Raw genomic sequence first — 20,134 nt, 5'->3', positions numbered from 1 at the left:
TGGATCAAATGTGCAGCGCCACCTCCCCCAAATGCCCCCCATGTGGCCCGAAACTGCGCTCGACCATCTGCCGCGTCCCATCGGCATGGACAATCAACGCTGTACTGGCCCGCGTCCCGTAGGCCGGGCTGGTAATGAACACACTCGACAGCAGCATCTCAGTCGCCACGCCCACCCCCGTATCAGGCAGCTCAGCCACCGGAGCAGGTTGCGGGTCGTTCAGCAGCGTAAGCAGTGCCTCGGGCTGCGGATCGTCCAACACCTCGCCCAGCGCCGCGCGGGCCTTGAGCAACTTGGGCCAGGGCGTGTTCAGCCCAGCGTTCGACAAGCCATAGACCCCCTCGCCCAACCGCTGCGGCTGGGCATCGCGGGCGTTGTGGTGCCACAGCTCGACGCCATCGCCGAGCAGCAGGTTGAACCCGCCATACTCGCTGGCGCGGGGCACGACTTCACTCAGGTAGTCGGCAATCGACAGATTCCCAGCCAGGAACCGCGCCACCAGTTCGCCGCGCGACTTGAATGCTGGCAACTGGCCCGGGTCCCGGATGTTGGTCAGCGCCGCAAAGCGTCCCTCGGCGCCAATCCCGAGCCAGGTGCCGCCGGCCTCCAGATCGCGACCGGCATGCACATGGGGCGCATCAGGCCACTGGGCCAGGGGCAAGGTCGGCCGGGCGTAGAACTCGTCGCGGTTGGCCGCCACGATCAGCGGCCGGGCATGGCCGGGTCGCCAGGCAAATACGATCAGACACATCAGGTCGTCCTGTTAAAAATGCCAATCACCAAATAAGGCTCGCGCTGGGCTCTGTAGGAGCTGGCGAAGCCTGCGATCTTTTGATCTTTTGATCTTTTGATCTTTTGATCTTTTGATCTTTTGATCTTTTGATCTTTTGATCTTTCGCTTGAGATTCAGGTGTCTGGGGAAAGATCGCAGCCTCGTTGCACTCGACAGCTCCTACACAGCTCCTACACAGCTCCTTGGGCGCAGTCGAGCGAGCGCGAGCTTGCTCTCTCGCCACAACATCTGTTCGCCACTCTACCCACACATCGCCCTCGCATCCATCGTCTTCAGTGGAGCCAGGGGCCATGGATCCGTTACCATGCCGCTCTTATTTCGGGGATGGGCGGGGAGAGGCTGGTGGAATTTGTGCTCTATCTGCTGCTCGGTGCCTGCGCCGGCGTGCTGGCCGGGTTGTTCGGCGTGGGCGGCGGGATCATCATCGTCCCGGTGCTGGTGTTCAGTTTCACCCTGCAGGGCTTCGACCCGCAGGTGTTGACGCACTTGGCTGTCGGCACCTCGCTGGCATCGATCATCTTCACCTCGGTCAATGCCGTACGCGAGCATCAGCGCAAAGGCGCGGTGCGCTGGCCGGTGTTCGCCTGGATGACCGTCGGCATCCTGATCGGTGCCGGATTCGGCGCGATCACCGCCGAAGCGATTTCCGGCCCGCACTTGCAGAAGATCATTGGCGTGTTCGCCTTGATCGTTGCCATGCAACTGGCCGTGGACTTCAAGCCCAACGCCAGTCGCAGCGTACCGGGCAAGGCCGGACTGACCCTGGCCGGCACGGTGATCGGCTGGGCCTCGGCGATTTTCGGCATCGGTGGCGGTTCGCTGACCGTGCCGTTCCTGACCTGGCGCAGCGTACCGATGCAGCAAGCGGTCGCGACCTCATCGGCCTGCGGACTGCCCATCGCCTTGGTCAGTGCATTAAGTTTCATGATTCTGGGCTGGCACGATCCGCTGCTGCCGGCTCATAGTCTCGGTTTTGTGTATTTGCCGGCGCTGCTGGGCATCGCCCTGACCAGCATGGTCTTCGCCCGCTTCGGTGCGCGGCTGGCCCATCGCCTGTCACCGCGCTTGCTCAAGCGGTTGTTCGCCGCCCTGCTATTGTGCGTCGGCTTGAGTTTCCTGTTCTGACGCAATCCTGGCTTAATCCCGAGGTGGCAGCGTCGCCCGGGTATTTTTGACGTTTACGAGGAATATCAATGCTGCCTTACCCGCAGATCGATCCGGTGGCCCTGGCCATCGGCCCGCTGAAAATCCACTGGTACGGCCTGATGTACCTGGTCGGTATCGGCGGCGCCTGGTTGCTGGCGTCGCGTCGGCTCAACCGTTTCGACCCGACCTGGAACAAGGAAAAGCTCTCCGACCTGATATTCTGGCTGTCCATGGGCGTGATCGTCGGTGGGCGCCTGGGTTATGTATTGTTCTACGACCTGAGCGCGTACCTGGCCAACCCGACGCTGATCTTCGAAGTCTGGAAGGGCGGCATGTCGTTCCACGGCGGGTTCATCGGCGTGATGCTGGCAGCGCTGTGGTTCGGCAAGCGCAACAACAAGTCGTTTTTCCAACTGATGGACTTCGTCGCGCCGATGGTGCCGATCGGCCTGGGCGCCGGGCGCATCGGCAACTTCATCAATGCCGAATTGTGGGGCAAGCCGACCGACGTGCCATGGGCGATGATCTTCCCGCCGTTCAGCGACCCGGCGCAGTTGCCGCGCCACCCGTCGCAGTTGTACCAGTTCGCCCTCGAGGGCGTGGCACTGTTCCTGATCCTCTGGGTGTTCTCGCGCAAGCCGCGGCCAACCATGGCGGTGTCGGGCATGTTTGCGCTGTTCTACGGGATCTTCCGTTTCATCGTTGAATTCGTCCGCGTACCGGACGCCCAGCTCGGCTATCTGGCATGGAACTGGCTGACCATGGGCCAACTGCTGTGCCTGCCAATGATCGTCGGCGGCCTGGCGCTGATCTGGCTGGCTTATCATCGCGCGCCGGCTGCGGCGGCCAAGATTTAAAATTCGAACCCCGGGGCGCTGGCCCCGGGTTCAAGGACACAGGTAATCCATGAAGCAATATCTCGATCTGGTGGCCCACGTCATCAAGAACGGCACCAAGCAAGCCAACCGCACCGGTGTGAACACCATCAGCTTCCCCGGCGCCATGCTGCGCTATGACTTGAAAGACGGTTTCCCGGCCATCACCACCCGCAAAATGGCCTTCAAATCGGCCATCGGCGAGATGTGCGGTTTTCTCCGTGGTGTGAACAACGCCGCCGAATTCCGCGCCCTGGGCTGCAAGGTCTGGGACCAGAACGCCAACGAAAACGCCCAATGGTTGGCCAACCCGTTCCGCCAGGGCGAAGACGACCTGGGCGAGATCTACGGCGTGCAATGGCGCAAGTGGCCGGCCTACAAACAGATTCCCCTGAGCAACCCGGCGGCCATCGAGCAGACGCTGGCCCAGGGTTACCGGCAGATCGCCAAGGGCGAAGAAAACGGCCAGGCCTACGTGGTGCTGTACAAGGCCATCGACCAGGTTCGCCAGTGCGTCGACACCATCATCAAGGACCCGGGCAGCCGGCGCATCCTGTTCCACGGCTGGAACTGCGCCCAGCTCGATGAAATGGCCCTGCCGCCGTGCCACCTGCTCTACCAGTTCCACCCGAATGTCGAGACCAAGGAAATCTCCCTGACCCTCTATATCCGCTCCAACGACCTGGGTCTGGGCACGCCATTCAACCTCACCGAAGGCGCCGCGCTGCTGAGCCTGATCGGTCGCCTGACCGGCTACACGCCGCGCTGGTTCACCTATTTCATCGGTGATGCCCACGTCTACGAAAACCACTTGGACATGCTCAACGAACAGCTCACCCGCGAGCCGTTCCCGATGCCCAAGCTGGAGATTTCCGAGCGTGTGCCGGAGTTCGCCAAGACCGGTGTGTACCAGCCTGAATGGCTGGAGTTGGTGGAGCCGGGCGACTTCTCCCTCGAAGGCTACCAGCACCACGCGCCGATGACCGCGCCGATGGCGGTCTAAAAGAATCCCACCATCACCCCTGTGTGCGGGCCTGTGGGAGCAAAGCTTGCTCGCGATGGAAACGCCTCGATCCGTCAGAAGATCGCGTTATCGTTCGTCGCGAGCAAGCTTTGCTCCCACAGGCAGGTTCTCACAAGCTTTGCTCCCATAGGCTCGCCCATAGGCGGCTCTGTGTATTCGGATTGGCGGCAAGGGTTCAATGCCCATGACTGCGCCCCACATGCGAATGCTCCACCTCCGGCGCCACCGCCCCACTCACCTCCAACCGCTGCAAGATCCCGCATTGATCCGGGTCCGGCCCTTCGCCGCAGCGATGGCGCAGGTCGATCAGTTGCGTCTGCAAGGCCAGCAGGCCGTCGATGCGGGCCTTGACGTGTTGGATGTGTTCGTCGATCAGCGCGTTGACGCTTTCACACTGGTCCTGGGGGCTGTCGCGCAGGGCCAGGAGGCTGCGGATTTCTTCCAGGGTCATGTCCAGGATGCGGCAGTTGCGAATGAACGTCAGCCGCTCGGCATGGGCCTGGGTGTAGACGCGGTAATTGCCGTCGCTGCGGGCCGGTTCCGGCAGCAGGCCTTCGCGTTCGTAATAGCGGATGGTTTCGACCTGGCAGTCGGTGATTTTCGCCAGTTCTCCGATTTTCATGAGGCGGCCTCCCAAATAGGTGCTTGACCCTATAGTGGCTACAGGGTCTTTACTGCGCAACAGGCACTTTTCACGGACGTCACCCGATGAGCGATTCCCTTCACATCCACAAACCCGACCACGGCCATGACCACGGGCATTCCTGCTGCGCCTCGAAAGCAGCCCCGGCAGTGGTCAACCTTGGCAAAACGCCGACGGACGGTGCGCGACTGAGCAGTTTCCGTATCGAAGCCATGGACTGCCCCACCGAACAGACGCTGATCCAGAACAAGCTCGGCAAGCTCGAAGGCGTGCAGCAACTGGAGTTCAACCTGATCAACCGCGTGCTGGGCGTAACCCACGATTTGCCTAGCGACGCACCGATCATCAAGGCCATCGAATCACTGGGGATGCAGGCCGAGCCAATGACCCCGGGCCAAGAGAAGGCTGCCCCTCACTCGCCCGCCCCGGCCAAGCCCTGGTGGCCATTGGCACTGTCCGGCGTGACGGCCCTGGGCGCCGAGGTGATCCATTTCACCAACGCCGCGCCCAACTGGGTGGTTGCGCTGGTAGCGTTGGTGTCGATCCTCAGCGGTGGCCTGGGTACCTACAAGAAGGGCTGGATCGCCCTGAAGAACCGCAACCTGAACATCAACGCGTTGATGAGCATCGCCGTGACCGGCGCCGTGCTGATCGGCCAATGGCCGGAAGCGGCGATGGTGATGTTCCTGTTCACCGTGGCCGAGCTGATCGAAGCCAAATCCCTGGACCGAGCGCGCAACGCCATCAGCGGCCTGATGCAGATGGCCCCACAACAGGCCACCGTGCAACAGGCCGATGGCAGCTGGCAGGTGCAAGATGTAAAAGTCATCGCCCTCGGTGCGCGGGTACGGGTTCGCCCGGGCGAAAGGGTTGGCCTGGACGGCGACGTGGTCGCCGGTCGTTCGACCATTGACCAGGCACCGATCACGGGCGAGAGCCTGCCGGTGGAAAAAACCATCGGCGACAAGGTGTTTGCCGGCACCATCAACCAGGCCGGCGAATTGGAATACACCGTGACCGCGGCGGCCGATCACTCCACCCTGGCGCGGATCATCCATGCCGTGGAACAGGCCCAGGGCTCCCGCGCGCCGACCCAGCGCTTCGTCGACCAGTTCTCTAGAATCTACACCCCGGCGGTGTTTGTCCTGGCCCTGGCTGTAGCCATCATCCCACCGCTGTTCATGGGTGCGACGTGGTTCGACTGGATCTACCGGGCGCTGGTGCTGCTGGTGGTCGCTTGCCCGTGTGCGCTGGTGATTTCCACCCCCGTGACCATCGTCAGCGGCCTCGCTGCTGCTGCGCGCAAAGGCATCCTGGTCAAGGGCGGCGTGTACCTGGAGGGTGGCTACAAGCTCGACTACCTGGCTCTGGACAAGACCGGCACGATTACCCACGGCAAGCCGGTGCAAACCGACTATGTGGCGCTGGACCCGAGCCTGGAAACCACCGCTCCGGCACTGGCCGCCAGCCTCGCCGCCCGCTCCGACCACCCGGTTTCCCGGGCGATTGCCAACGCGGCTGTGGATAAGCAACTGACACAGCAGGTTGTGGATAACTTCGAGGCGCTCGCCGGGCGCGGCGTGCGCGGCGACATCGGCGGACAGACTTACCACCTGGGCAACCACCGCCTCGTGGAAGACCTCGGCCTGTGCTCCCCCGAACTGGAAGAGAAACTCTTCGCCCTGGAAAAACAAGGCAAGTCCGTGGTGCTGCTGCTCGGCGCTACAGGCCCCTTGGCGCTGTTTGCCGTGGCCGACACCGTGAAAGACTCCAGCCGTGAAGCCATCCGCCAACTGCATGACCTGGGCATCAAGACCTTGATGCTCACCGGCGACAACGCCCACACCGCCGATGCGATTGCCGCGCAGGTGGGCATGGACCAGGCTCGGGGCGACCTGTTGCCCGAAGACAAGCTGCAAGCCATCGAAGCGTTGTACGCCCAGGGTCACCGCGTCGGCATGGTCGGCGACGGCATCAACGACGCCCCGGCCCTGGCCCGTTCGGAAATCGGTTTCGCCATGGCCGCGGCCGGCACCGACACGGCCATCGAGACCGCCGATGTCGCCTTGATGGACGACGACCTGCGCAAGATCCCGGCCTTCATTCGCCTGTCGCGGCAGACTTCCAGCATCCTGAAACAGAACATTGCCTTGGCGTTGGTGATCAAGGCGATCTTTCTCGGGTTCACCTTCGCCGGGTTCGCCACCATGTGGATGGCGGTGTTTGCCGACATGGGGGTGAGTTTGCTGGTGGTGTTCAATGGGTTGCGGTTGTTGCGCAAGTAAAGTTTGCGGTGACCGGGAGGGCCTCATCGCGAGCAAGCTTTGCTCCCACAGCAGATCTGCAGTGAGTTCAAACTCTGTACTCGCAACGATCCACTGTGGGAGCAAAGCTTGCTCGCGATGGGCTGCACCGCAGCCCCAATGATTCAACGCCTATTCAGTCGCGCTGGGGCTCGCGAATCTTGTACCAGGCCACATACAGCGCCGGCAGGAACAGCAGCGTCAGCAGGGTGGCGACGATGATCCCGCCGATCATCGCGTAGGCCATCGGCCCCCAGAACACTTCCCGGGCAATCGGGATCATCCCCAGGCTCGCCGCGGCCGCGGTGAGCAGGATCGGTCGGCGCCGGTGCTCGGTGGCTTCCACCACCGCGTCCCAGGGCTCGTAGCCGTCACGTTCGTATTCATCGATCTGGGTCACCAGGATCACCGAGTTACGGATGATGATGCCAATCAACGCGAGGATCCCCAGGATCGCCACGAAGCCCATGGGCGTGCCCGTCGGCACCAGCGCCAGCACCACGCCGATCAACCCCAGGGGCGCGACGCTCGCCACCAGGAACAGTTTCTGCACGCTGTGCAGCTGGATCATCAGGAAGGTCGCCATCAAGAACAGCATCAACGGCACGACACTGGCGATCGGCCCTTGGGCCTTGCTGCTCTCCTCCACGGTACCGCCCGTAGCGACCTTGTAGCCCACTGGCAGGCCGGCGGCGAACTTGTCGATCTCCGGTTGCAGTTGCTTGACCAGGTCGGTGGGCTGGATCTCGTCGCGCACGGCAGCCTTGATGGTGATGGTCGGCTTACGGTCACGACGCCACACCAAGGGCTGCTCCAGTTCATAACGCACCGTGGCAAACGCCAGCAACGGAATCGAAGTGCCGCCCGGCGTGACGATCTGCAAGTTCTGCAGGGTTTCCGGCGAACCACGCTCGGCATCCTCGGCACGGCCGACCACGTCGATCAGGTAAATATCGTCGTTGACCTGGGTCACGGGCGTGCCGCTGACAATGCTGTTCATCAACCTGGCCACATCCTCGGAAGACAAGCCCAACTGTCGCGCCTTGTCCTGCGCGATGTCGATGCGCAGCACCTTGCCCGGTTCGTTCCAGTCGTAAATGATTTCGCCAATGTGCGAGTTCTTGTCCAGTTCGGTGGCCAGTTCGATCGCATGCTTGCGCACCTGGTCGATGTCTTTGCCGCTGACCCGGTACTGGATCGGCCTTCCCACCGGCGGACCCATTTCCAGGGCCTGCACGTAACTGCCAATCCCGACGAAATCCTCACGCAGACGCTTTTGCAGGCGCTCGGTGAGGGCCGTGCGCGACTCCAGGCCCTTGCTGACGATCACCAGTTGCGCGTAGTACGGATTCTGCAGTTGCTGGTCCAGCGGCAGGTAAAAGCGAATTGCGCCTTCGCCAATGTAGGTGCTCCAGCGCTCGATGTCCGGGTCGCCCTTGAGGGTCGCTTCCAGGCGATCGACAACCTTGCGGGTCTCGTCCATCGAGGCGTTTTGCGGCAGGTTGAGGTCCACCAGGATTTCCGGCCGGTCCGAAGACGGAAAGAACTGGTTCTGCACGAAGCGCATGCAAAACACCGACAGCACGAACAACAGCAAGGTGATGCCGATGGCCCACCAGCGATTGCGCATCGCCCACAGCAGGCCACCGTTGAATGCCCGGCCGATCCGCCCCGGCTCGGCGCTGTGGGGTTTGACGTTGGTGCTGAGGATGTGCACGCCGATCACCGGGGCAAACAACACCGCGACGATCCACGACACCAGCATCGCCACGGCGATGACCGCGAACAGGGTGAAGGTGTACTCACCGGCGGAACTGGCGTTCAGGCCGATGGGCACGAAACCGGCCACGGTCACCAGGGTCCCGGTCAGCATCGGGAACGCCGTCGAGGTGTAGGCGAAGGTCGCGGCCTGCTCCTTGCTGTCGCCTTTTTCCAGGCGCGTGACCATCATTTCCACGGTAATCATCGCGTCGTCCACCAGCAGGCCGAGGGCGATGATCAACGCGCCGAGGGAAATCCGCTGCATGGTGATGCCGCTGTATTCCATGAACAGGAAGACCATCGCCAGCACCAACGGAATCGAACAGGCCACCACCAGACCGGCCCTGACGCCGAGGCTGATGAAGCTGACGACCAGGACGATGATCACCGCCTCGAACAGGGCACTGGTGAAGCCGCCGACCGCCTCCTCCACTACTTCGGCCTGGTCCGACACCGTATGCACGCCAACGCCCACCGGCAGGTCGGCGGTCAGCTCGCTCATGCGCGCATGCAACGCCTTGCCGAAGTCCTGGATGTTGCCGCCCTTCTTCATGGCGATGGCAAGGCCGATGGCCGGTGTGCCGTTGAAACGGAACATCGGCGTGGCGGGGTCAACGTAACCGCGGCTGATATCGGCGATGTCGGCCAGTCGATAGAAGCGGTCATTGAGCCGCAGGTTGACGTTGGCCAGGTCTTTTTCCGACTGGAACTGCCCGGACGTGCGCACGGAAATCCGCTCTGGCCCGGCGTCGATGACCCCGGCCGGGGTCACGGCGTTCTGGGATTGCAGGCTTTGCACGACCTCGCGCTGGTCGATCCCCAGGGCGGCGAGTTTACGCGTGGAGAAGTTCAGGTACAGCACTTCGTCCTGCTCGCCCACCATCTCGACCTTGCCCAGGCCCGGTACGTCACGGATCTCGGCGCGCACCTGTTCCACGTAGTCGCGCAACTGGCGCATCGACAGGCCGTCGCCAGTGAAGGCGTACACCGAACCGTAGACATCGCCGAACTCGTCGTTGAACCCGGGCCCTTGCAGGCCGTCAGGAAAATCGCCGCGAATGTCGTTGATCTTCTTGCGCACCTGGTACCAGATCTCGGGGATTTCCTTGGCCCCGGTGGTGTCGAGCAAGTACACGAACACCGTCGATTCCCCCGGTCGGGTGTAGCTTTTGACGTAGTCGAGGGAATCGAGCTCTTCGAGTTTTTTCTCGATGCGGTCGGTGACCTGCTTGAGGGTTTCTTCCTGGGTCGCGCCGGGCCAGCGGGTCTGGATGACCATGGTCTTGATGGTGAACGACGGGTCTTCTTCGCGCCCCAGGTTCATGTAAGAAAACACGCCCATCAACAATGCAACGAACATCAGGTACCAGACGAACGATTGATGCCGCAGGGCCCACTCGGACAGGTTGAAGGGCCCTTTCATCGTGCTTCCTCGTCGAGTTTCACTTTCTGCCCCGGCTGGAGACTGTTCACCCCAGCGCTGACCACGCGGTCGCCGGCCTTGATGCCGTTGGCCACCAGCACCGAGTTGTCCGAACGTTCGAGAATCCGTACGTCACGGGGTGAAACGGTCTGGCTTTGTGGATCGACCAGCCAGATCCGCGCCTTGCCGTCGACCTCCTGCAATGCGCTGAGTGGCAGCTCGATGCGCGGTTCGATGCTCGAACTCAGGGTCACGCTGACAGCCGTGCCCAGGCGAAAACCTGGCGGTGTATCGGCCAATGTCAGGCGCGCGCGGCGGGTGCGGGTGGCGCTCTGGGCCTGGGGTTCGATCTCGCGCACGGTGGCGGTGGTGTGGATGCTCGGGTCCAATTGCGCGGCGACCTCGAACACTACGTCCGGGGGCAGGCGCTCGGCCAGCCCGGCCGGCAGGTCGATCACCGCCTCCTTGATGTCCGGGCGGGCCAGGGTCACCACTTGCTGGCCAGCGGTGACCACCTGCCCGGCTTCGGCATTCCAGGCCGTGACGATGGCATCGTGGTCGGTGTGCAGCTCGCTGTAGTTGAGCTGATCGCGGGCCTGCTCCACCGAGGCCCGGGCCTGTTCGAGAGAAGCGCCGGTGGTTTTCAGGTCGGTCTGGGCGAGGTCCAGTTGCGCCTGGGCACCGACGCCACGGTCGAACAATTGCTGCTGGCGACGGGCATTGGCCTGGGCATTGATGTACTGCGCCTCGATCCGCGCCAGATCGCCCTGGGCGGCGCGCAACTGGTTCTGCTGGTCGGTGGGATCGAGCGTGGCAAGCAGGTCGCCCTTCTTCACCTGCGCGCCGACGTCGACATTGCGGCTGGCGATCCGTCCTGGCACGCGGAAACCCAGGTTGCTCTCGTAACGGGCCTGGATATTCCCGGCGAACCGCCCAAGCGCCTGCTGGTCGAGGGCCCTGACCTCAACGGACAACACCGGGCGCACCGGTTCGGGCGGCGCTTCTTCCTTGGAGCAGGCGGCCAGCAACAGGCCGGCCGAGACCATCCACAGGCGCTTCATGGCTGGGCTCCCGGCGTGGTTTTTCCAGCGGTGTTTTCAGCGATCTCGACGCGTACGCCGGGGTGCAGCAATTGCCCGCCCGCGGTGATGATTTTCTCACCGCCCTTGAGGCCATCGCTGATGATGACCTTGCCGGTCAGGTAGCGGCCGACGGTCACCGTTTGCAACTGCGCCTTGCCCTCGCCGTCCACCAGCCACACGGCCGGGTCACTGAGGTTCTTGGTCAATGCCGACCAAGGCAGCTCGAAGGCGGTCTTGCCGGCAGACTTGGCCGTGGCGCTGACCACCGAGCCCAGGTGCATGCCTTCGGGTAAGTCATCGAGGGTGACCTTGACCTGCACGGTGCCGGTCTGGGCAGACACCACCGGGGTGATTTCACGCACCGTGCCGGTGGTCTTGATGGCGGGGTTATCCAACAAACTGATGGTGATTGCAGGGTCCGACGGCGGTTCGCGCAACAGCGATTCGTAGATGTTGAACACTGCGTCGCGTTCGCCATCCCGGGCCAGGCTGAAGATCGGCTCAGTGGCCTGCACCACCTGGCCGACTTCCGCCTGGCGCGCCGTGATGATGCCCGGTGCCTCGGCAACCAGTGCGGTGTAGCTCAGTTGTTCGCGAGCGTTGGCCAGTTGGGCCTGGGCGGCGGTCAACGCGCTTTGGCTGCTGCGCAGTTGGGCCTGGGCCGCGTCGTATTCGCTCTGGCTGGTGTAGCCCTTGGGCAAGAGTTTCTGCTGGCGCACGAACGCCGCCGCACTCTGCTTGACCCGCGCCTGCTCGGCGGCCACCTGGGCCTCGGCGGAGTCGACGTTGGTCTGCAGGTCCCGAGGATCGAGCCGGGCCAGCACTTGCCGGGCCGAGACGCGGTCGCCGACATCGACCTTGCGCTCGATGATCTTGCCACCCACGCGAAACGACAAGTCAGCCTGCACCCGCGCCTGGATATCGCCGGTCAGGGTCACCGAGGCGGCGTATTCGCTGGGCACGGCTTGTTGCACGAAAACCCGTGGCAGGGCTTTTTCTTCGATTTTTTTATCACCGCATCCCGTCAACAACGCATACACGCCCAAGACAACAATCAATTTGATTCCAGGACCAGACATGCGGACTCCTTTGCGCTGTACGGACGTACCAGTGACGATACGACTGTGAGCTTAGAACAGGGTTCAACGAATGCGTAGCAGTCAGGCAGACTGGTCTCTTTCCCGTAGGAGCTGTCGAGCGAAGCGAGGCTGCGATCTTCTGATCTTTTACTTGAGACCCAACGGGGGTTTGGAAAGATCGCAGCCTCGCTTCGCTCGACGGCGCCTACAACCCCGTGCAGAAGGAGTTTGCTGATGCTCAAGACATTGGCGGTGGCCAACTATCGATCGATCAATAAATTGGTCATTCCTCTGGGCCGGTTGAACCTGATCACCGGTCCCAACGGCAGTGGCAAATCCAATCTGTACCGCGCCCTGCGCCTGTTGGCAGAGACGGCCCAGGGCGGGGTGGTCAACGCCCTGGCCCGTGAAGGCGGACTGGACTCGACCTTCTGGGCCGGGCCGGAAGAAATCAGCCGACGCATGCGCAACGGCGAGGTGCCGGTCCAGGCGACGGCGTGGCAGCGTATCAAGCGCTTGCGCCTGGGTTTCGCCGGCGAGGACTTCAGCTACTCGATCTCCCTGGGCCTGCCGGAACCCAGCCTTTCAGCGTTTTCCCTGGACCCTGAAATCAAGCGCGAATGCATCTGGGCCGGCCCGGTGTTTCGGCCGGCCAGCCTGCTCGTGGACCGCAATGGGCCGATGATCCGTGCCCGCGAAGGCCGTTCCTGGGATGTGCTGGCCCAGCACACGCCGACCTTCGACAGCCTGTTCGACCAGGTCGGCAGCCTGCGCACTTCGCCGGAGGTCTTGCAGATGCGCGAGTTCATTCGTCGCTGGCGTTTCTATGACCATTTTCGCAGCGACGCCGACGCCCCGGTGCGCCAGCCGCAACTGGGCACCCGCACGCCGGTGTTGCACCACGACGGACGCGACCTGGCCGCCGCGCTGCAGACCATCCTTGAAATCGGCGACGTAGAGGCTTTGCATGCCGCCATCGGTGACGCGTTCCCCGGCGCCCACCTGCACATCGAGAAACTGCAAGGCGGTCGTTTCTCCATCGCGTTTCAGCAGCATGGCCTGCTGCGCCCACTGTCCGCCGCCGAACTGTCGGACGGGACCCTGCGCTATCTGTTGCTGGTGGCCGCCCTGCTCACCCCCAGGCCGCCCTCGCTGATGGTGCTCAACGAACCGGAAACAAGCCTGCACCCCGATCTGTTGCCGGCCTTGGCGCGGCTGATCATCCGCGCTTCAGTCAATTGCCAGGTCTGGGTGGTGTCCCACGCCACGCGCCTGATCGCCGCCCTGGAGCAGGATGAACATTGCAATTGCATCGTGCTGGAAAAAGAGCTGGGGCAGACCGGGATTGTCGGGCAGCGAGTGTTGGATGAGCCGGCGTGGCATTGGCCGGATTGAGTGGCGCCTGATAAACCGAATCGCGAGCAAGCTCCCACAACTTAAATCGCGCGCACAAAAAACGCCGACGCTGTATCAGCCGTCGGCGCTTGAAACCGTGAAAAGATTTAGCCCGCGAATCAGAACGCCGGCAGTACCGCGCCGCTGTATTTCTTCTCGATGAACGCCTTCACTTCAGGGCTGGTCAGGGCCTTGGCCAGTTTCTGGATGGCCGGGCTGTCCTTGTTGTCTGGACGGGCCACCAGGAAGTTGACGTAAGGCGAATCCGAACCTTCGATCACCAGTGCATCCTTGGCCGGGTTAAGGCCCGCTTCCAGGGCATAGTTGGTGTTGATCAGGTCCAGGTCGACCTGGTCCAGCACGCGCGGCAGCATGGCCGATTCCAGTTCCTTGAACTTGAAATTGTGCGGGTTCTTGGCGATATCTTTCGGGGTCGCCAATGCGTTTTTCGGGTCTTTCAACTCGATCAGGCCAGCCTTCTGCAGCAGGATCAGCGCACGACCGCTGTTGCTGCCTTCGTTAGGCAACGCGATGGTCGCGCCGTCTGGCAGATCAGCCAGCTTTTTGTACTTTTTCGAGTAGCCGCCGAACGGTTCGACGTGAACGCCGATCACGGTCACCAGATGGGTGCCTTTGCCTTCGTTGAAGTTCGTCAGGTACGGCAGGGTCTGGAAGTAGTTGGCGTCCAGGCGCTTCTGATCGACCTGTACGTTGGGTTGGACGTAGTCGGTGAAGACCTTGATTTCCAGGTCCACGCCTTCTTTGGCCAGGGCCGGCTTGATCAGCTCGAGGATTTCAGCGTGGGGCACCGGCGTGGCAGCCACCACCAGTTTCTCCGCGGCCTGGGCCAGGCCCGAGGCCAGGGCTGCCGCCAATGCGGTGAACAACAGAACCTTTTTCATGCAGTGTCCTTATCGAAAATCACTGTCGTCATGGACGACGGCCAACTATGAGAGTGCCAGTGAAGTGCTATCGCTGGCGTGATGTGGACGATACCGATATTTTTTATTCCTTAACAATATCTTTTATTCAAGTTCATATTCATTTTACTCATATAGAAAACACTATTTTTGTGGCGGGGGAGCTTGCTCCCGCTTTGTGTAGGAGCTGGCGAAGCCCGCGATCTTTTGATTTTGATTTTTGATCTTTCGCTTGAGATTCAAAAGATCGCAGCCTCGTTGCACTCGACAGCTCCTACACAGCTCCTACACAGCTCCTACACAGCGCCTGTGGGAGTAAGGTTTCGGTCTAGGGTGTTGGGTTCAGTCGATTGAGCAGCGCCTTGAGGGCTTGGCGCTCAGCTTGCGAGCCTTGGGCAATGACCTGCGCCACCTGCTGATCAATCAGCTCCAGGGCTGAAGGCTGGGACGGCAGATTCAAGTGCTCCGGCAAAATCTCATCCCCCGTGCTCACCAGCAATGCGAAGTGAATGACGTTTTCCAGCTCGCGGGTGTTGCCCGGCCAACCGTGCCGCTCAAGGGCTTGCTGCGCCGCTTCACTGATCAGCGGCACGGTGAGGCCGAGGCGCTGGCTGTAGATGCCCAGGAAGTATTCGGCCAGGGACTGGATATCGCCTACCCGTTCGCGCAGGGCCGGCAGTTCCAGCTGGCCTTCGCCGAGGTAATGGTAGAGCCGTTCGTGGAATTTCCCGGCGGCCACTGCTTGCGCCAGGTCGATGCTGGTGGCCGCCACCAGGCGGACATCCACTGGGCTGGGCTGATGCGCGCCCACACGAGTGACTTCGTGGTTCTCCAGCGCCGCCAGCAATTTGATCTGGATCGGCAGCGGCAAATCACCGATTTCATCCAGGTAAAGGGTGCCGCCATTGGCCGAACCGAACCAACCGGCCCGGCTGCTGGCCGAGCCGCTGTAGCTGCCAGCGGCATAGCCGAACAGTTCGGCGTCGGCGTAGGTCGGGCTGATGGCGCCGCAGTTGACCGACACGAACAATCCACCGCGATCGCTTTCACGGTGGATATGCCGGGCCAGCAGTTCCTTGCCGCTACCGGTTTCGCCGCGTATCAGCACCGAGATCGCACGCGGCGCCAGTTGCTCCAATGCCTGGCGCAACTGCCGGGAACGGGGGTCGACGAACACCAGCGCCTTGGCGCGAATGCTCAGGGGGCTTTTTTCCGCATCGGGAAAGGTCAGCAATGGCTGACCGAAGGTTTCATGCAAACTCATGGCAGGCTCCCGCCCCAGGCCGTCGGGAGACGGGGGGGCGCTAAACGATCAGGCGCGGCGCAGGGCGTGATGCTCCATGCGGTTTTGCAGACGATAGAGGTAAGCGAAACCCTGCTCCCAGCGCTGGTGGCCGGACGTCACGTTGATATGCCCCGCCCCCGCCAGGATCCCGGCCTCGGCCCCCCAGTTGCGCGCCAGTTCCAGAGCGCGCGGGGCGCTCACGGCGGCGTCGTTGTCGGAACTGACCACTTGGCTTGGGAACGGCAACAGATCAGTGGGAATCGGCGCGAAATTGCGCAGCGCCGGGGCGCAGGCTGGCCGCTCGACATCCGCTGGCGCCACCAGCAACGCCCCACGCACCTGTCGCAGAAACTGCACCGGGGCGGTGGCGGCCCAATGGGCCACCGCGATGCAACCCAGGCTATGGGCAATCAGGATCACCGGCGTGCTGTCGGCGGCCACGGCCTCGGCCAACGCCGCGACCCAGTCTTCACGCCGAGGCGTCACCCAATCGGCCTGCTCGACCCGGGCGCTGTTGGGCAGGCTGTTCTGCCAGTGGGTTTGCCAATGATTTTCCGGCGATCCTTGCCAGCCCGGCACAATCAGGTAGCGAATCGATTCGTTGCGCATGGGTGCTCTCCTGCGTGTCTGTTCCCGGACGAGTATAGGGAGGAGAGCCATATTATTTAAGGAATAAGAAGATATTTGTTAATAACCATAAAGAATATCACTGTTGTGGGAGCGGACTTGCTCGCGAAAGCGGGGGGTCAGTTGACGCTGATGCTGCCTGACACGACGCATTCGCGAGCAAGCCCGCTCCCACAGGTTGCGTATGTACCTCACTCGCTGCGTCCCCTCCTCAGCAACACATTCAATTGGTCCACTACCTCCGCCCAGTCCGCATCCTCGAGGATTTCTTCGCGCAGCAGTTGCTGCTGGCTTTCGCTCCAGAAAAACGCATCGGCCAAGTGAAGGTCGGGTTTGAGGGGTGAATGGGTGGAGATGAATTTGTCGATATCAACGGCCTTGTCAGATAGGCCCAATTGTTTGAACAGCGCGGGCAGGCTGTGGATCGGCGATTCCATGCGGGACTCCTGAGCATAAGACGGATGGCTGGTTCTTTACTCAGTCTAGTCCCTTGACGACCGTCAGACTGATCAAAATTCAATCAACCCTCGACTCGACTAGACTTTAAGTAACATCCCGACGACTACGGTGGTGGAGGGTCCTGTGAACATTCACTGGTTGACGGTTGCGCTGCTGGCGATCAGCGGGCCTGCGTTCGGCGCCGATGGCCTCGTGTTGCCGGGCACCGATCCCCTCGGCTTCTGGCTGGTCGCGGCGGGGGTGGCCTTGCTGGTCTTCGAGGCGTCCCTGCCCAATTATGGCGTCGCGGGGCTGGGCGGCATTGTCTTGTGCGTGATTGGTGCGGTCATCCTGACCAACACCGATGTCCCGGTTCCGCTGATGCTCGGCCTGGGCCTGGTCAGTGCTTTGCTGCTGATCGTCCTGCTGGTCCGTGCTTTGAAAACACGACCGCGCCAGCCTGTCAGCGGCGATGCCGCGCTGTTGGGCAGCGTCACGGCGGTGACCGCGTTGCAGGCCGGCAATAATCATCATGGCTGGGTCCAATTGGAAGGCGAACGCTGGCAGGTGGCAAGCGCAACGCCGCTGCGGCCTGGGCAAGCGGTGCGAGTCATCGCACGCAAGGGTTTGCTGCTGGAAGTGGCCGCCGCTGACTCAGGAGGGGTATGAGATGGGCATGCAAATCGGTTTTACGCTGCTGTTGTTGCTGTTGATCGCACTGGCGGCTTCGACATTCCGGATCCTGCGTGAATACGAACGCGCCGTGGTGTTCCAGCTCGGTCGGTTCTGGCAGGTCAAGGGGCCGGGGTTGATCCTGCTGATTCCGGTGGTGCAGCAGATGATCCGCGTCGACCTGCGTACCATTGTCCTCGACGTGCCGCCTCAGGATGTGATCACCCGGGACAACGTCTCGGTGAAGGTCAACGCGGTGCTGTATTTCCGCGTGCTCGACCCGCAGAAGGCCATCATCCAGGTCGAAAACTTCCTCATGGCCACCAGCCAACTGGCCCAGACCACCTTGCGTGCGGTCCTCGGCAAGCATGAGCTGGACCAATTGCTGGCCGAGCGCGAGCAATTGAACAGCGACATTCAACAGGTGCTCGACGCCCAGACCGACATCTGGGGCATCAAAGTCGCGAACGTCGAGATCAAGCACGTGGACCTCAACGAATCAATGATCCGCGCCATCGCTCGACAAGCCGAAGCCGAACGGGAACGCCGGGCCAAAGTGATCCATGCCGAAGGCGAACTGCAAGCCTCGGAAAAACTCATGCAGGCCGCCGAAATGCTCGGCCGCCAGCCTGGCGCCATGCAGTTGCGCTACATGCAGACACTGAGCTCGATTGCCGGAGACAAAAGCTCCACGATCGTCTTTCCCTTGCCGATTGAATTGCTCAAGGGGATGGCGGAGTTGTCGCCCAACAAGGCTTGATGCATTGATGATGGACTGAAGGCTGGCCTTTGTGGCGAGGGGATTTATCCCCGCTGGGTTGCGCAGCAGCCCTAAAGCAGTGAACTCAATCTTCCTGGCACACCGAGTTGGCTGGTTTGGGGGCCGCTTCGCAACCCAGCGGGGATAAATCCCCTCGCCACAAAAAGCGTGTTTGACCCCGCTACAGGGGCAGTGCCTTCAACGCCTCGTAAGGCCCCTGCGCCCAGCGCATGACCCGCTCACGCAACAACGCCGAAGCCTCCCGGCGCTTGTCCTCGCTATCGCCAACAAACGCCTGCGCCGGCTGCTTGGCATGCTGCCCCACTGCGGCGAACACTTGCCTGCATTGCTCATCATCGAGCCCAAAAAACGCCGCGAGCCGGCCCGTCATCGCCTCGGGCAGTTCGGTGTAGTTGACCGCCATTGCGGCATAGGCCTGGCAGTGTTCCAAGCCTGTCGCCAACAACCGCCCCACCCGGCGCGAGATGAAATCTTCCCGGCTGCTGAACGGCAGTCCATCATCCAGGACACTCGTCCCGATCATGCCCGGCACCATGTGCATGCCAGGACGGCGCAGATGGGAGACGGCGATTTCCAAGGGGTCGCGGTACAGGAACAGCCACGGCGTGTCGGGAAAACACTCACTCAACAGCGCCAGCTCACCAATGTTCCAGGCATCGAGCTTGACCACCAGGCGCTGCTCCACACCTCGGCGGCGCTGCCCATAGGCCGACATCAAGCCCTTGAGCGCCACGCACCGCTCGGCCGGCGGCACATCACTGCGCAGCAGCGTATCCAGGGGCGGCGGTTCCGAGATGACGATGTGGTCGTCCAGGTGGGCGAGCATCTGGCTGATCAATGTCGAGCCGCAACGGGAGGCATGGAAAATGAACGCACCGGGCGCCAGGCCCGGGCTCTGTCGTTGCCACTGACCGAGAACGTCCAAGGGTGTCTGGCGACGGAACGCCTGGTTGAAGGGCAAGCGCAGGGCGTCTTCCACGGCATCGCTGAAGAACGGTTGCGACAGTCGCGCGTCGCCAAACCAACACCAATCAACCCGCCACTGCCCGGCCTCCTGCCATACGCGGATCGGCAGCCAACCCTGCAGGTTCAGGTCTTCCACTGGTTGCTCCACTGCTGGCGACCGTTGCGCATCGCAGTGCGTAACTCTTCCCGGGTGAAATGAAGCCCTTGCTCGGCCCCCAGGGCCCGCGCGGACTCAATGAAAGTGTCGAGGTCATGCAGGCTCTGCAAGGTTCGGGCGAGATGAGGATCCGTTTCCACGCGCTGCTGAAAACGGCCAAAGTCGCTTTGCCCGACGCCCGCGGGAGGCGTGGTGGGCAGCCCATCGGCAATCTGCTGGGCCAGCCACGGCCCGGGGCGACAATCGAGCACCAGGTGAACCCGTGGATGAGCACTTCGATTGACCACCCGATGAGGTCGCGCCAGGTCGAGGAACCAGCACTCGCCCGTCGTCATCGCAATGATTTGCCCATCCAGGAAAAAGTCCACGCCAGGCGAGCTGAGCAGCGGCATGTGCAGGCGCAGGTCGGCGTCCGGCCCGCCCAGGTCATAATCGCGATGTTCGTGGATGCACCCGCCGGGCCCGAGCCGCAGCAGCCGGGCCGAGACGATCTCCAGGGGCCAGTCGCGCAACGCCTCATGCCAGCGGCCATCCGTTGACCAAGGCGCGCGGTGCAGGGGCTGACCGCGCCCGGGCGACAGCTCGGTGAGGGCATCGGCCGCCGAAATCAGCGCCACCCCGCTCCAGTCGCCGCTGTAATAGGCACGGTTGAAATGCCCCTGCCAGCGTTCGTCTTCAATGGCGGCCAGTGCCTGCAACAGCAACGGCAGGTTCACCGCCACCGGCAGCCGGGAAAACGCCGGGCGTGTCATGCCAGCGCCCGG

The 20,134-nt window shown here is 62.4% G+C and carries 18 protein-coding genes; 7 read left to right on the top strand and 11 right to left on the bottom strand.

Annotated elements, in window-relative coordinates; all coding sequences use genetic code 11:
• Positions 1-4 precede the first annotated feature (4 nt).
• Positions 5-751: an NRDE family protein gene (locus AC09SL_RS12035; protein WP_058546639.1), complete on the bottom strand. Its 747-nt coding sequence runs from the start codon at positions 749-751 to the stop codon at positions 5-7.
• A gap of 384 nt (positions 752-1,135) precedes the next feature.
• Here AC09SL_RS12035 and AC09SL_RS12030 point away from each other — a divergent pair, with 384 nt between their 5' ends.
• The 3 genes from AC09SL_RS12030 (at position 1,136) to AC09SL_RS12020 (ending at position 3,817) form a co-directional block, all read left to right on the top strand.
• Positions 1,136-1,918 (top strand): sulfite exporter TauE/SafE family protein, encoded by a 783-nt coding sequence (locus tag AC09SL_RS12030; protein WP_058546664.1) that lies wholly within the window; start codon positions 1,136-1,138, stop codon positions 1,916-1,918.
• A gap of 68 nt (positions 1,919-1,986) precedes the next feature.
• Complete coding sequence (lgt, locus tag AC09SL_RS12025) at positions 1,987-2,796, top strand: prolipoprotein diacylglyceryl transferase (RefSeq protein ID WP_058546638.1); 810 nt, start codon at positions 1,987-1,989, stop codon at positions 2,794-2,796.
• Between the two features lie 49 nt (positions 2,797-2,845).
• Entirely contained in the window at positions 2,846-3,817 is a 972-nt protein-coding gene (locus AC09SL_RS12020; protein WP_058546637.1) for a thymidylate synthase, read from the top strand.
• 196 nt (positions 3,818-4,013) lie between these two features.
• Here AC09SL_RS12020 and cadR read toward each other — a convergent pair whose 3' ends face one another.
• Positions 4,014-4,460 (bottom strand): Cd(II)/Pb(II)-responsive transcriptional regulator, encoded by a 447-nt coding sequence (gene cadR, locus AC09SL_RS12015; protein WP_058546636.1) that lies wholly within the window; start codon positions 4,458-4,460, stop codon positions 4,014-4,016.
• 86 nt (positions 4,461-4,546) lie between these two features.
• On the opposite strand from cadR, the gene AC09SL_RS12010 reads away from it, so the two are divergent.
• Positions 4,547-6,766: a heavy metal translocating P-type ATPase gene (locus AC09SL_RS12010; RefSeq protein WP_058546635.1), complete on the top strand. Its 2,220-nt coding sequence runs from the start codon at positions 4,547-4,549 to the stop codon at positions 6,764-6,766.
• A gap of 154 nt (positions 6,767-6,920) precedes the next feature.
• Here AC09SL_RS12010 and AC09SL_RS12005 read toward each other — a convergent pair whose 3' ends face one another.
• From AC09SL_RS12005 to AC09SL_RS11995, 3 genes are read right to left on the bottom strand one after another with little or no spacing between them, the layout of a single operon-like run.
• A complete protein-coding gene (locus AC09SL_RS12005) occupies positions 6,921-9,968 on the bottom strand; it encodes an efflux RND transporter permease subunit (RefSeq protein ID WP_058546634.1) in 3,048 nt (1,015 codons plus the stop codon).
• Positions 9,965-11,029, bottom strand: a complete 1,065-nt coding sequence (locus tag AC09SL_RS12000) for an efflux RND transporter periplasmic adaptor subunit (RefSeq protein WP_058546633.1) — start codon at positions 11,027-11,029, stop codon at positions 9,965-9,967. Before AC09SL_RS12000 ends, AC09SL_RS12005 begins: the two co-directional genes overlap by 4 nt.
• Entirely contained in the window at positions 11,026-12,129 is a 1,104-nt protein-coding gene (locus tag AC09SL_RS11995) for an efflux RND transporter periplasmic adaptor subunit (RefSeq protein ID WP_058546632.1), read from the bottom strand. The genes AC09SL_RS12000 and AC09SL_RS11995 overlap by 4 nt, the downstream gene beginning before the upstream one ends.
• A gap of 234 nt (positions 12,130-12,363) precedes the next feature.
• Between AC09SL_RS11995 and AC09SL_RS11990 the strand changes: the two genes are divergently transcribed.
• Complete coding sequence (locus AC09SL_RS11990; RefSeq protein ID WP_058546631.1) at positions 12,364-13,524, top strand: AAA family ATPase; 1,161 nt, start codon at positions 12,364-12,366, stop codon at positions 13,522-13,524.
• Between the two features lie 119 nt (positions 13,525-13,643).
• On the opposite strand, the gene AC09SL_RS11985 is transcribed toward AC09SL_RS11990, so the two are convergent.
• The 4 genes from AC09SL_RS11985 to AC09SL_RS11970 all read right to left on the bottom strand — a co-directional run bounded on the left by AC09SL_RS11985 (position 13,644) and on the right by AC09SL_RS11970 (position 16,793).
• Complete coding sequence (locus AC09SL_RS11985) at positions 13,644-14,426, bottom strand: MetQ/NlpA family ABC transporter substrate-binding protein (RefSeq protein ID WP_058546630.1); 783 nt, start codon at positions 14,424-14,426, stop codon at positions 13,644-13,646.
• Positions 14,427-14,772: 346 nt separating this feature from the next.
• Positions 14,773-15,708, bottom strand: coding sequence for a sigma 54-interacting transcriptional regulator (locus AC09SL_RS11980; protein ID WP_058546629.1), 936 nt, complete (start codon positions 15,706-15,708; stop codon positions 14,773-14,775).
• Between the two features lie 48 nt (positions 15,709-15,756).
• On the bottom strand, positions 15,757-16,338 hold the full coding sequence (locus AC09SL_RS11975; RefSeq protein ID WP_064106972.1) for an alpha/beta hydrolase: 582 nt from the start codon (positions 16,336-16,338) through the stop codon (positions 15,757-15,759).
• Positions 16,339-16,547: 209 nt separating this feature from the next.
• Entirely contained in the window at positions 16,548-16,793 is a 246-nt protein-coding gene (locus tag AC09SL_RS11970; protein WP_058543945.1) for a DUF2789 domain-containing protein, read from the bottom strand.
• A gap of 145 nt (positions 16,794-16,938) precedes the next feature.
• On the opposite strand from AC09SL_RS11970, the gene AC09SL_RS11965 reads away from it, so the two are divergent.
• Complete coding sequence (locus AC09SL_RS11965; protein ID WP_064106973.1) at positions 16,939-17,463, top strand: NfeD family protein; 525 nt, start codon at positions 16,939-16,941, stop codon at positions 17,461-17,463.
• Between the two features lies 1 nt (position 17,464).
• Complete coding sequence (locus AC09SL_RS11960) at positions 17,465-18,226, top strand: slipin family protein (RefSeq protein WP_058546781.1); 762 nt, start codon at positions 17,465-17,467, stop codon at positions 18,224-18,226.
• A gap of 181 nt (positions 18,227-18,407) precedes the next feature.
• Here AC09SL_RS11960 and AC09SL_RS11955 read toward each other — a convergent pair whose 3' ends face one another.
• Positions 18,408-19,349, bottom strand: coding sequence for a sulfotransferase family protein (locus AC09SL_RS11955; RefSeq protein ID WP_058546780.1), 942 nt, complete (start codon positions 19,347-19,349; stop codon positions 18,408-18,410).
• Complete coding sequence (locus tag AC09SL_RS11950) at positions 19,337-20,122, bottom strand: aspartyl/asparaginyl beta-hydroxylase domain-containing protein (RefSeq protein ID WP_058546779.1); 786 nt, start codon at positions 20,120-20,122, stop codon at positions 19,337-19,339. Before AC09SL_RS11950 ends, AC09SL_RS11955 begins: the two co-directional genes overlap by 13 nt.
• Positions 20,123-20,134: the final 12 nt, after the last annotated feature.

It is taken from the genome of Pseudomonas sp. PF05, from assembly GCF_056521845.1.
This window is presented reverse-complemented; position numbering and strand designations above follow the sequence as displayed.

What these genes read in the sequence shown, in the direction of transcription:
- AC09SL_RS12000 (WP_058546633.1), bottom strand. Translation starts at nt 11,029, where the DNA reads ATGAAGCGCCTGTGGATGGTCTCGGCCGGCCTGTTGCTGGCCGCCTGC.
- AC09SL_RS12010 (WP_058546635.1), top strand. Translation starts at nt 4,547, where the DNA reads ATGAGCGATTCCCTTCACATCCACAAACCCGACCACGGCCATGACCAC.
- AC09SL_RS11960 (WP_058546781.1), top strand. Translation starts at nt 17,465, where the DNA reads ATGGGCATGCAAATCGGTTTTACGCTGCTGTTGTTGCTGTTGATCGCA.
- AC09SL_RS11975 (WP_064106972.1), bottom strand. Translation starts at nt 16,338, where the DNA reads ATGCGCAACGAATCGATTCGCTACCTGATTGTGCCGGGCTGGCAAGGA.
- AC09SL_RS11995 (WP_058546632.1), bottom strand. Translation starts at nt 12,129, where the DNA reads ATGTCTGGTCCTGGAATCAAATTGATTGTTGTCTTGGGCGTGTATGCG.
- AC09SL_RS11985 (WP_058546630.1), bottom strand. Translation starts at nt 14,426, where the DNA reads ATGAAAAAGGTTCTGTTGTTCACCGCATTGGCGGCAGCCCTGGCCTCG.
- AC09SL_RS11980 (WP_058546629.1), bottom strand. Translation starts at nt 15,708, where the DNA reads ATGAGTTTGCATGAAACCTTCGGTCAGCCATTGCTGACCTTTCCCGAT.
- AC09SL_RS12005 (WP_058546634.1), bottom strand. Translation starts at nt 9,968, where the DNA reads ATGAAAGGGCCCTTCAACCTGTCCGAGTGGGCCCTGCGGCATCAATCG.
- lgt (WP_058546638.1), top strand. Translation starts at nt 1,987, where the DNA reads ATGCTGCCTTACCCGCAGATCGATCCGGTGGCCCTGGCCATCGGCCCG.
- AC09SL_RS12035 (WP_058546639.1), bottom strand. Translation starts at nt 751, where the DNA reads ATGTGTCTGATCGTATTTGCCTGGCGACCCGGCCATGCCCGGCCGCTG.
- cadR (WP_058546636.1), bottom strand. Translation starts at nt 4,460, where the DNA reads ATGAAAATCGGAGAACTGGCGAAAATCACCGACTGCCAGGTCGAAACC.
- AC09SL_RS11990 (WP_058546631.1), top strand. Translation starts at nt 12,364, where the DNA reads ATGCTCAAGACATTGGCGGTGGCCAACTATCGATCGATCAATAAATTG.
- AC09SL_RS11950 (WP_058546779.1), bottom strand. Translation starts at nt 20,122, where the DNA reads ATGACACGCCCGGCGTTTTCCCGGCTGCCGGTGGCGGTGAACCTGCCG.
- AC09SL_RS12020 (WP_058546637.1), top strand. Translation starts at nt 2,846, where the DNA reads ATGAAGCAATATCTCGATCTGGTGGCCCACGTCATCAAGAACGGCACC.
- AC09SL_RS11970 (WP_058543945.1), bottom strand. Translation starts at nt 16,793, where the DNA reads ATGGAATCGCCGATCCACAGCCTGCCCGCGCTGTTCAAACAATTGGGC.